The sequence below is a fragment of the Marinilactibacillus piezotolerans genome, assembly GCF_900114235.1.
GTDB lineage: Bacteria > Bacillota > Bacilli > Lactobacillales > Carnobacteriaceae_A > Marinilactibacillus > Marinilactibacillus piezotolerans.
Window position 1 is genome coordinate 1 of sequence record NZ_FOSJ01000062.1, and the last position, 11,113, is coordinate 11,113.

Sequence of the window (11,113 nt, forward strand, 5' to 3'; positions counted from 1 at the left end):
AAATCATTGAACGTCGCTACGACTCCGGCTCCACCATCTATTGTACACAATTTAGAAAGTCAGATTGGCATAAAAGATTAGGAGGCGGTGTTCATGCGGACGCCATTATGGATAGAATCGTGCATAATGCCGTATGGTTTGATACAGGTCAATTAAATATGCGAGAACAGTTAGCTAAAGCAAGTACTAACTAAATCCTGTCACAACAAGCCACGCTTTCACCGAGCGTGGCTATTTAGTGGACTCTAAGCACGAACAAGTGGACTTGTAATGGATATTGAGAGACTCATTCTTGCGAATAGGCGGGTCTATAAGCGCGTAATAATCATCTAATGGAGGTTGCCCGCCGTTTGTCATGCTTTCTACAGCACCTGCAGAAGGGTATCACTGTTAGTGAACCCAAAGAACTGACAGCATCTGACCTGCCTTGAAATTAATCTGAAATTCTTCATTGAGATGTTGTGCTATTGGTACTACCGGAACGATCAGCATTAAAATTGTTCACTACAATAACAATCTCGCCTGCAATGAGATTATCTCTATATCGATAAAGTAATTCATTGTCTGCAGTGTAATTAGGATCATCAAAATGATGATCTTCACGAATTTTGAAAGCATCTTTGATAGATTGCCAGAAATTCTTATCATCTTCATGTGATTCTTTCGGGTCACTCATATTTGGTTCAGCGATATCAATATCTTCCGGATTATCTAAACTATTCATTCTTTTCTGATTTGTAAACAGTGTAATTTCATCTTTTAAATAGCCGTCAGTAATTAATCTTTTGATGACCTTGATTACTTCATCTTCTGTTTTATAACTTCCTATGACAGTTTGCTTTTTTTTCATGATTTTTCCTCCTAATGTTACCTTTAAAAATTTCAAGAGTCATAATAAAATTGGCATAGACATAACTGTGACAAAAATGTGTCTATGCCAATATAACACTATTATAAAAGTACAGGTAGTATCCTACAAACAAAACAACTTAGAAACTTGAAAAGAGAAGGTAGGTAAAGTATCATATAGTAAGGAATCTGCATAATTCAGCTAGATAATCAGAAGCTAACATTAAGCACAAATTGACTAATTTATAAATATAACCTAAGACATAATGAATAGAATGGGAGTACTATAGTGAGTAAAAGATACACAGTAGTTTTAGCAGCAGGTCAAGGCACAAGAATGAAATCAAAATTATACAAAGTCATGCATCCAGTCATGGGAAAACCAATGGTTGGTCATGTTGTAGATGCAGCACATGCAGTCAAAATGGATCAAGTAGTGACTGTTACTGGTGTTGGAGCGGAAACTGTTCAAGATTATTTAGGGGATAAGAGTTCTTATGTACTGCAGGAAGAACAACTAGGAACAGCGCACGCAGTGAAACAAGCAGCTTCAATCTTAAAAGATAAAGAGGGTACAACGCTTGTGATTTGTGGAGATACTCCGTTATTAACGGCAAAGACATTGACCGGATTAGTTGATTTTCATGAAAATGAAGGGGCCAAGGCAACTGTTTTGACAGCTCATGCTGATAATCCATTTGGTTATGGGCGTGTAATTCGTTCAAATGATGATGCGGTAGTAAAAATTGTAGAACAAAAAGATGCTTCAAAAGAAGAAGCTGCTGTTCAAGAAATCAACACAGGGACTTACTGTTTTGATAATAAAGCATTGTTTGAAGCGTTAGAAAAAGTAAAAAACGAAAATGTCCAGGGAGAATATTATCTGCCGGACGTGATTGAAATATTAAAAAATCAAGAAGAACTTGTCGCTGCTTTCCAACTGGAAAACATGGACGAAGCATTAGGTGTAAATGACCGTGTTGCTTTAGCCCAAGCTCATCAATCAATGAAAGAGCGTATCAATGAGCAGCATATGCGTAATGGTGTATCAATTATTGATCCTGCAAATACGTATATTGAAAGTGATGTAAAAATCGGCCAAGATACAGTCATAGAGCCAGGCGTTTACCTTAAAGGAAACACAGTGATTGGAGAAGGCGTACTGATTGGTGCTCACTCAGTAATCGTAGATAGTACAATTGGCAACAGTGTTAAAATTATAAGTTCTACCATTGAAGAATCAATTATGGGAGATGGTAGTGATATTGGACCAAACAGTCATTTAAGACCCCAAACGATTTTAAAAGAATCTGTTCATATTGGAAATTTTGTTGAAGTGAAGAAAGCTACGATCGGCAAGCACACCAAAATTGGACATCTAACTTATGTAGGAGATGCCGAATTGGGAGAAAATATTAATGTAGGCTGCGGAACGGTTTTTGTGAATTATGATGGAAAGAATAAGCACAAAATCGATATAGGAGACAACTCATTCATTGGATGTAATACTAACTTGATTGCGCCTGTAACAGTTGAGAAAAATACGTATATTGCTGCTGGTTCAACAATCACAGATACTGTTCCAGAAAATGCTTTGGCGATTGCTAGAGCTCGTCAAACGATAAAAGAAGGATATTTCACTAAAATGCCACAAAAAGATTAGAAGTCTCTCTTTAAAAGCGTTATTATTAAATAAGAATATTGATTTATCCCGCGCTTCATCATAAACTAGGAGATGGGAAAAAATAGAAACGCACAAAAAATTGGAGGCCGACATGTCCGAACATTATTCAGATCCAAAACTTAAGATTTTTGCTTTGAGTTCTAACGTGCCACTTGCAGAAAAAATTGCAAAAGACGTTGGAGTAGAATTAGGAGACGTATCTGTAAAAAAATTCAGCGACGGTGAGATTCGCATCAATATTGAGGAAAGTATACGTGGAGATCACGTCTATTTAATTCAGTCTACATCAGCACCTGCAAATGATCATTTAATGGAAGTGCTGATTATGATTGATGCATTGAGAAGAGCAAGTGCTAAGACAATTAATGTAGTTATCCCTTATTATGGTTATGCAAGACAGGATAGAAAAGCGAGATCTCGTGAACCGATTACCGCTAAACTAGTAGCGAATATGATCACACAAGCAGGAGCAGATAGAATATTAACGCTTGATCTACATGCTTCTCAGATTCAAGGGTTCTTTGATATCCCTGTAGATCACTTACTAGGAGCGTCACTACTTGCAAACTGGTTCTTGGATAAAGGGTTAGGTGGAGAAGATACAGTAGTTGTGTCTCCTGATCATGGTGGCGTAACACGTGCGCGTAAACTTGCAGAATTCTTGAAATCACCATTAGCAATTATTGATAAACGTAGACCAAAAGCAAATGTTGCAGAAGTTATGAATATCGTTGGGAATGTAAATGGAAAGACTGCAATACTGATTGATGATTTAGTTGATACTGCTGGAACGATTACCTTAGCCGCTGATGCACTGATTAATCAAGGTGCTAACGAAGTATACGCCTGTGGGACTCATGCTGTATTCTCTGGACCAGCAATTGAAAGATTAGAAGCATCACCAATTAAAAAAATGGTTGTTACAGATTCTATCAACCTATCAGAAGATAAAAAGATTGATAAAATTGCTCAAGTAAGTGTTGGAGAGCTTATGGGACATGCCATTAAACGCATTCACGAAAACCGCTCAGTAAGTCCGTTATTTGAGAAAAAATTTAAAAAATAAACTAAATAGCTAAAATAAGAGTCACTGGCCTAACTAAACAAATTAAACGATTATTTCTGATTATTATTAGTTTTTCTAAATGTATAATAATAGTGAGATGATTTTACTTTAGGCTAGTGTCTTTTGTTGGTCTTTTAGGGGAAAAGGAGCAGAACCAGTCATGCTTGATAAAATTAAATTTCATTTGAGCAAAATGAAACCACTAGATGCAGTCATCATTGTATGTCTTTTTGTAGCTTCTTTTATCCCACATGTGGTTTATGGTATCCAGTTGAGTCAGATAGATGAAGATGCTTTGGTCTATGCAACTGTTAAAATCTCGGGAGAAGAAGTTTATCGAGTAGAACTTTCTGAGGATACCCCTCATGAAACAATGACCTTTTACCCTGCGGAGGATCAATATAACATTATTGAAGTAGATGGAACCCGAATACGTAATAAAGAAGATAACAGTCCAGATCAAATCGGTGTCAGAAAAGGTTGGATTAGTAAACCAGGTGAGACTGCAGTAGTGCTGCCTCATGAATTAATTATAGAAATCCATGCAGAATCTCCTGATGGCACAGAGATTCAAGATGACGAAGAGGTTATTATTCCTCTTTAATTCAATAATAAAAAAACCACTGGCGAATTAAATAATCGTCAGTGGTTTTTTAATGGATTAAATTTAGTTGATTAAGACGCTGATACCTAATAGAATCACTTCAGCTCCAGAAAATAGAACTAAGTTTTTAATAGAAACAATAAATGTTTTTTCCTTTATTTGTGCTTGATTAAAGGTAGCTAAATTTTTATGAATTGGAATAAGTGTTAATAATACAAGTAAAAGTAATGGATGTAACCAACCTGTTAAAACGGATATTACAATAACGAGATATGCAGCATATACTAGTAAATTAAAGAGTTGCACACCAGTTTTTCTTCCGATGTAATAAGGTAGAGTATAACGATGGTTGGAAATATCCTGCTCAAGATCACAAAGATTGTTAGCTAGCATAATGTTGGCAATTAAGAAGACGGTTGGCAAGGATACGAAAAAAATAATTAATAGAGACCATAAGTTACCTGATATATTGAATTCAGGCAAACGCAGACTTAAATCCAGCAGTAGACTGTTATCTACATTAACAAATGCAATAATAAAGAAAATGCCAAAGCCCATTGTTAATCCGGAAATGACTTCACCTAGAGGCATTCTTGAAATCGGTACAGGACCGAAAGTGTAAAATATTCCAATCAGAAAACATAGTCCACCTATAAAGAGTAATAGAAGACTAGTCCGAATTACTAGAACGATCCCTAAAAGAGAAGCCAGCGTCAGCATGCTGAGAATTAGATAAATGACTAGTTTCTCTGATAATTTGGTTTGACCGATGATATTGACTTCTTCCTTATAGCCGGCAGCTTTTGCTTTCTGGTAGTCCATTAAGTTATTGATTGCCGTGGTCGCCATGTCGAACAACAGCATAGCAACAAAAAATATGAGGGAATTTGTTAAGTTAAAAACTTGAAAATAATAAATTGTAAACAGTAATCCTAGTAAGAAAGGAAATAAACTAGCTAATTTAGTTTTTATTTCTACTAGGTCTAAAAAAGTTTTTGCGGCCATGATTAATCTCCATTCACTAATGTAAAGTCATCATTTTTTAATTTAAAGTCTTTTAAGCCATCTGAAAGATATACTTTTTTATCTTTCGTAACAAACACGGCATCTACTCCGTCTAATTGATTGACATATTCCAGTCCACCTTCTAATCCTTTTGAAAATAAGGAAGTAGATAATCCGTCTCCATCAATTGAGCTAGTTGTTACTACGCTTACTCCGGCGAGCTCATTGTCAAAAGGATACCCAGTTTCCGGGTTCATTAAGTGATGATATTTTTTACCATCAACTTCAAGGAATCTTTCATAAACGCCTGAAGTTACCATAGATTGGTTACTGAGAGGAATAAAACCAATGATTTCCCCGCGTTCTTCAAAAGGATCTTGGATTCCTACTTGCCAGTCTTCATTTACATCTCTTGGGCTACTGCCCATAACAAAAATATTGCCTCCTAGGTCGATAACAGCTGTTTCAACATCGTTTTCGGTTAGTACTTTAACAGTTTCATCTGTAATGAAACCTTTTGCAATTGCTCCAAGATCAATTTTCATACCTTCCTCAGAAAGGTAAACAGTTTGATTCTCTTCATTTAACTCTACTTTTTTGTAGTCTACTAAAGATAATGCTGTATCAATTTCAGCTGGTGAAGGTACTCGAGCATCGGGAAAACCAATTCGCCATAGATCTGTGATTGGTCCAATAGTTAGATCGAAACTACCTTCTGTTTTTTCGCTGTAAGTAAGAGCAGATTTAATAAGAGCAAATAAATCATCTGAAACTGGAACAGGCTCTTGCCCGGCCGCTTCATTGATTGCTTTGATCATAGAATGTTCTTCTTCATCTTCCGTTGTAATAAATTCAGCTAATTCTTTTATTCGGTCAAATGCTTTTGACAAGACTTCTTCTTTTCCTTGATCATAGATTGTCACACGTACCACAGTGCCCATTAAAAATTCTGTCTCTTCGTATGGTTGGTCAGCAAGCGTGCGCTCATCTTCAGAAACAGCAGAGTTACAGCCGCTGAGAGTAAGCAAAATTGATAATAACAAAATTATTCGAGTGTGCATTCTCGTTTTCATGTAAAAACTCCTCATTATAGATACTAGCTCATTTGATTTACATAAAAAAATGAGCCTTAGAATTATCTCTAAGACTCATTGTATTTATAGAAACGCTTTATTGCAATATTAAATTGACTTAATGCAAAGTCTTTTTATTATTCTGCAGCGTTGTCTACTTCGATCATTTCAGTATTGCCTTCTTCAGCAGCATCAATCAATTGTTCAGAATATTTGATAAAGCTTTCTGATGACTGAGTAGCACCTGATACAACATCAACTTCTGAAGGATCTTGAACTTCTACTAATTGGCTGTTTAAATCAGGAAGATAATCAGCTGGACCAACGCCAACTTTTTCTGACATAGCTTCTTGGTAGCCTTCGTCTTCTGATTTCAAATCTCCAGCTTCATTTTTGTAGTCATAGTTTGATTCAGTGATTTCTCCACCGTCTACTGTCATATCGAAAACTACACGCCAGCCATTTTCATCGAAGTTTTGTTCTTCCAATGAATAAGTACCGTCTTGTAATTCACCTGTAGCTGCTTGGTCTTCTGATTCTTCAGTAGTTGATTCTTCAGAAGTTGATTCCTCAGTTGTTGTTTCTTCAGTATCTTCAGCTTCATCTGAATTACCACATGCTGCCAAAATTAATGTTGATGCAAAAAGTGTTGTTGCGAATTTGAAACTTTTCATGATTTTCATGGTGTCCCTCCAATAGGAATTTAGTTTTAGCTTACGAGCATTTACTCGCTTGCAAATTAATTTACAAACATAGTATACCTTTCTAGTTATCGTTTGTCTATACTTTCACAATAAATTATTTTTATTTATCTATTTTTTAATATAATTTTCATATAAATAGAAAGCCTATTCATGTTTGATTATATGCTATTTTAAAAGTTTTAAAATAATTTAAAAATAGTCTAGACAAATGCTTATTAATTACGTTATAATTAATTCGGAATAATTGTGAAATAATTATCAAATTATTTGATGTTGGAATCACAATAGAATTAGCTATTATAAAAGGAGTATACCAATATGCCACAGATTAACATTGTTGTTGTTGGAGGCGGGTTTGCAGGGGTATCTGCTGCGAAATCACTCTCGAAAAAATTGAAGAAAAATAGTGATGTAGTGATCACATTAATTGATCGTCATCCCTATCATACTTACATGACTGAATTACATGAAGTTGCAGGTGGACGGGTAGAACCTAGCGCTATCCAGTATGACTTACAACGTTTGTTCTCTAGAAGAAAAAATGTTCAGTTGGTGACAGATAACGTAACAGAATTAGATCACCAAAATAAAACTGTTATTACTGAAAATGGTCAATATGCATATGATTACCTTGTTTTAGGTATGGGTGGAGAAGCAAATGATTATGGCACTCCAGGTGTTAAAGAAAATGGATTTACTCTTTGGTCATGGGAAGATGCAGTTCGTATTCGTCGTCATATAGAAGATACAGTAGCTGCAGCTGCCAGAGAACGAGATGCTGAAAAAAGAGCAGCTATGTTACGATTCGTTGTATGTGGTTCTGGATTAACTGGTATTGAAATGGTTGGGGAACTAATTGATTGGAAACCAGTACTTGCGGACAAGTATCACATCGATGAAAGTGAAATTGAATTGGTCGTTGTAGAAGCATTACCGGAGATATTGGCAACTATTCCTCGTGTTAGTTCAAATAAAGTAGAAAAATATTTAACGAAGAAGAAAGTTCGTATATTGAAAAATGCTCCAGTTGTGAATGTAGCTCCAGATAATGTAGAATTAAAAACAGACGAAAACTTACCAACGCATACACTAATATGGGCGGCTGGAGTTAAAGCTAACACAGATACTGACGAATTTGGTGTAGAAAAAGCTAGAGCTGGAAGATTAGTTGCAAATGAATTTATGGAAGCAAAAGGGTTAGAAAATGTTTATGTCATTGGAGATCTTGTATATTATGAAGAAAATGGGAAACCCACTCCACAAATCGTACAGGCAGCTGAACAAACAGGTCATACAGCAGCTAAAAATATTGCAGCAGCCATTCAAGGTGGAGAAAAACATCCACATGAATCTAATTATCAAGGAACGTTAGTTTCTGTAGGGTCCACATATGGGGTAGCTTATTTATTTGATAAAATTCATTTAAGTGGATTCTTTGCAATATTAATGAAACACATAGTAAACCTTAAGTATTTTGTCGATATTAATTCTCTATATTATTTAGTACAGTATATATTCCATGAATTTTTCCATATTAAAAACAAGCGTAATATTTTCCGCGGGCACTTATCACGGTATGGAAATGTATTATGGAGTGTGCCTTTAAGGGTGTTTTATGGGAGTATGTGGCTAGTAGAAGGTCTCAAAAAAGCCTTCGGATTGCTCGGGGCAGAGAGCTGGTTTGGAGATTACGTTGCCTTGCCTTTCTCTTGGTTGCAAGATCCGGCATCCGGTGCATCTGAAGTAGTGGAAGAAACAGTTGCAAAACCAGTATTTGGACTAAGCTATGCATATGGAGAAGAACCGATGATGATTTTTAAAGAAGCTCCAGGCTGGTTTGAAAGCATTATGAAAATAATGATTCCTAATACAGAAATGGCGTTATTCTTCCAGAAATTTATGACTTATGTTGAAATTGCTATAGCTTTAGCACTGATCTTTGGGTTATTTACTTGGTTGACAAGTGCCGCAACAATTGGGCTTGTAATATCCTTCGCTCTTTCAGGTATGTTCTACTGGATTAATATCTGGTTTATCTTTGTTGCAATTGCATTGATGAATGGATCAGGACGTGCATTTGGGTTGGATTACTATGTTATCCCATGGATTCAGAAAAAAGCTGGATCATGGTGGTATGGAAAAGAAAAATCTCTGTATTAACCCTTAACGTATAGTTGAATATTGAGTATAATAGTAGAGAGAGGAGGCAGGTTTGCAGACTTGCCTCCTCTCTCTATCTAAGTTATTTTAGTTTAAAGGAGAAATATATGAAACTGCATCGGATGTGGGATAATTACCCTCAGGTAGCAACTGAATTGGAACAAGTAAACGGACTAATTGAACAATCAGTCCGCATGAGAAATAAGGAAGTAGAATTTGTATTAAAAGATATGCTTGATTCGGGAGGGAAGATGGTGCGCCCGGCTTATACGCTCCTGTTTTCTACTTTTGGAGCTGATCATAATCCCAAACGCGCTCAGGCATTAGCTGCATCCATTGAAGTGCTGCACACGGCGACCCTGATTCATGATGATATTATCGATGATGCATCACAAAGAAGAGGGAAAGTTTCTTTACAATCTAGATATGGAAAAAGTGCAGCGGTCTATGCTGGAGATTATTTATTCACAGTTTCATTTCGTTTAAGTGCACAATATGCTAATACGGTTAATCAGTTTGAAGTAAATACTCGGGGAATGGAACGAATACTGATGGGCGAATTAGATCAGATGAATTTGTATTATAAGCAAGATATGACCATTCGTCAGTATCTAACACAAATTTCTGGTAAAACAGCGCAGTTATTTGCATTGGCCTGTTATACTGGAGCATTAGAGGGGGGCCAATCTGAAAAAGAGTCAAGAAATGCTTATTATATTGGAAGCCACATTGGTATGGCGTTTCAGTTATTAGACGATATTTTAGACTATACACAAAGTGCAGAAGACTTCGGAAAACCGGTTTTAGAAGATGTAAGGCAAGGAATCTATACCGCTCCTCTTATTTTTGCTATGCGTAAAAATCGTTCTAAGTTTGAGCCTTTGCTATCGAAACAAGATCAAATGACAGATGAAGATATTAGAACAATTAAACAGTGGGTCCTTGAATTTGAAGGGGTAAAAGAAGCCAGACAAATAGCGCAGAAATATACCGAAAAAGCTATAAAACGAATAAAAAAATTACCAGATACACCAGAGAAAAAGGTCATTGAGAAACTAACACTGCAGTTGCTTCAACGTAATCTTTAGAATAAGGTGCTGAATATGACAAAAAGCCAAAAAATGATCTATATCGCTTTACTCGCTGCTCAGGCAGTTGTCTTGAGCTTGGTGGAAAGAATGATACCGTCACCTTTTGCTTTTGCGCCAGGAGCCAAGCTCGGAATTGGAAACCTCATTACCATTATTGCCATTTATACTTTACCATTTAAAGATAGCTTTACTGTAGTTTGGATGAGATTGCTCATGACAACATTGCTTGGCGGAACGTTATCGACGTTTCTTTACAGTTGTGTCGGAGCACTTTTAAGCTATATAGGAATGCTAGTGATTAAGTTACTAGGATCAAATAAAGTAAGTGTTATAGGTGTGAGTGCAACAGGAGGTATCTTGCACAATCTTGGGCAATTAATTGTAGCAAGTACGATTGCCCAATCTTGGACAGTTCTCTTATATCTACCGATACTATCCTTTATGGGCATAATGGCTGGGATAGCAAATGGTATTATTGCAAATTACATGATGGCACATATCAATACTTTAAAATTCTTCCGAAAGAGCCAATTAAAAGATAAGACATCTCGCTAAAATAAATTAAAAGATAATAAAAGCGGTTCTCTGTCAAACATACTAAGATTAGTAGTGTAATATCCACGACGGTGGATATGCACTACTATTTTTTTATATAGTAGAGGTGAAGATGAGGCCGTCAACGTTAGAAGACCATGAGTCTGCATGTCAAACTGGCCCCTTCACTATCCTTGATTGAATCAGTTTGAAGTATGTTGGTCCTTTGAGATCGTCTATAGGAAAGTGGAATCGTTAAGGCATAGTGGAGTACTTCAATTTAATATAGAAAGGAGCGAAAATAAATGAGAGTCATGGCTTTAGATGTAAGTAAAGGAAAAAG

At 36.2% G+C, this 11,113-nt stretch carries 11 protein-coding genes; 7 read left to right on the plus strand and 4 right to left on the minus strand.

The features are described 5' to 3' along the window. Positions 1-194 (plus strand): ATP-binding protein (locus BM212_RS10975; RefSeq protein WP_177206442.1); only part of this gene is annotated, 194 nt, incomplete at its 5' end. Positions 195-448: 254 nt separating this feature from the next. On the opposite strand, the gene BM212_RS10980 is transcribed toward BM212_RS10975, so the two are convergent. Continuing rightward, a complete protein-coding gene (locus tag BM212_RS10980) occupies positions 449-850 on the minus strand; it encodes a general stress protein (RefSeq protein ID WP_091898540.1) in 402 nt (133 codons plus the stop codon). A gap of 288 nt (positions 851-1,138) precedes the next feature. Between BM212_RS10980 and glmU the strand changes: the two genes are divergently transcribed. From glmU to BM212_RS10995, 3 genes are all read left to right on the plus strand, one after another. Next, the gene (gene glmU / locus BM212_RS10985; RefSeq protein ID WP_091898543.1) at positions 1,139-2,512 is read left to right on the plus strand and encodes a bifunctional UDP-N-acetylglucosamine diphosphorylase/glucosamine-1-phosphate N-acetyltransferase GlmU; all 1,374 of its coding nucleotides are present in this window, start codon (positions 1,139-1,141) and stop codon (positions 2,510-2,512) included. A gap of 112 nt (positions 2,513-2,624) precedes the next feature. Beyond that, positions 2,625-3,599, plus strand: a complete 975-nt coding sequence (locus tag BM212_RS10990; protein WP_072693273.1) for a ribose-phosphate diphosphokinase — start codon at positions 2,625-2,627, stop codon at positions 3,597-3,599. Between the two features lie 160 nt (positions 3,600-3,759). Continuing rightward, positions 3,760-4,203, plus strand: a complete 444-nt coding sequence (locus BM212_RS10995) for a NusG domain II-containing protein (RefSeq protein ID WP_072693272.1) — start codon at positions 3,760-3,762, stop codon at positions 4,201-4,203. A 63-nt stretch (positions 4,204-4,266) separates the two neighbouring features. Here BM212_RS10995 and menA read toward each other — a convergent pair whose 3' ends face one another. From menA to BM212_RS11010, 3 genes are all read right to left on the minus strand, one after another. After that, complete coding sequence (gene menA, locus BM212_RS11000) at positions 4,267-5,208, minus strand: 1,4-dihydroxy-2-naphthoate polyprenyltransferase (RefSeq protein ID WP_091898544.1); 942 nt, start codon at positions 5,206-5,208, stop codon at positions 4,267-4,269. Positions 5,209-5,210: 2 nt separating this feature from the next. Continuing rightward, positions 5,211-6,281, minus strand: a complete 1,071-nt coding sequence (locus BM212_RS11005) for an FAD:protein FMN transferase (RefSeq protein WP_091898546.1) — start codon at positions 6,279-6,281, stop codon at positions 5,211-5,213. A gap of 137 nt (positions 6,282-6,418) precedes the next feature. After that, positions 6,419-6,964, minus strand: coding sequence for an FMN-binding protein (locus tag BM212_RS11010; protein ID WP_091898548.1), 546 nt, complete (start codon positions 6,962-6,964; stop codon positions 6,419-6,421). A 339-nt stretch (positions 6,965-7,303) separates the two neighbouring features. On the opposite strand from BM212_RS11010, the gene BM212_RS11015 reads away from it, so the two are divergent. The 3 genes from BM212_RS11015 to BM212_RS11025 all read left to right on the plus strand — a co-directional run bounded on the left by BM212_RS11015 (position 7,304) and on the right by BM212_RS11025 (position 10,791). After that, positions 7,304-9,145, plus strand: coding sequence for an FAD-dependent oxidoreductase (locus BM212_RS11015; RefSeq protein WP_091898550.1), 1,842 nt, complete (start codon positions 7,304-7,306; stop codon positions 9,143-9,145). A gap of 107 nt (positions 9,146-9,252) precedes the next feature. After that, complete coding sequence (locus BM212_RS11020) at positions 9,253-10,233, plus strand: polyprenyl synthetase family protein (RefSeq protein WP_091898552.1); 981 nt, start codon at positions 9,253-9,255, stop codon at positions 10,231-10,233. Positions 10,234-10,248: 15 nt separating this feature from the next. Further along, a complete protein-coding gene (locus tag BM212_RS11025) occupies positions 10,249-10,791 on the plus strand; it encodes a Gx transporter family protein (protein ID WP_091898554.1) in 543 nt (180 codons plus the stop codon). Positions 10,792-11,113: the final 322 nt, after the last annotated feature.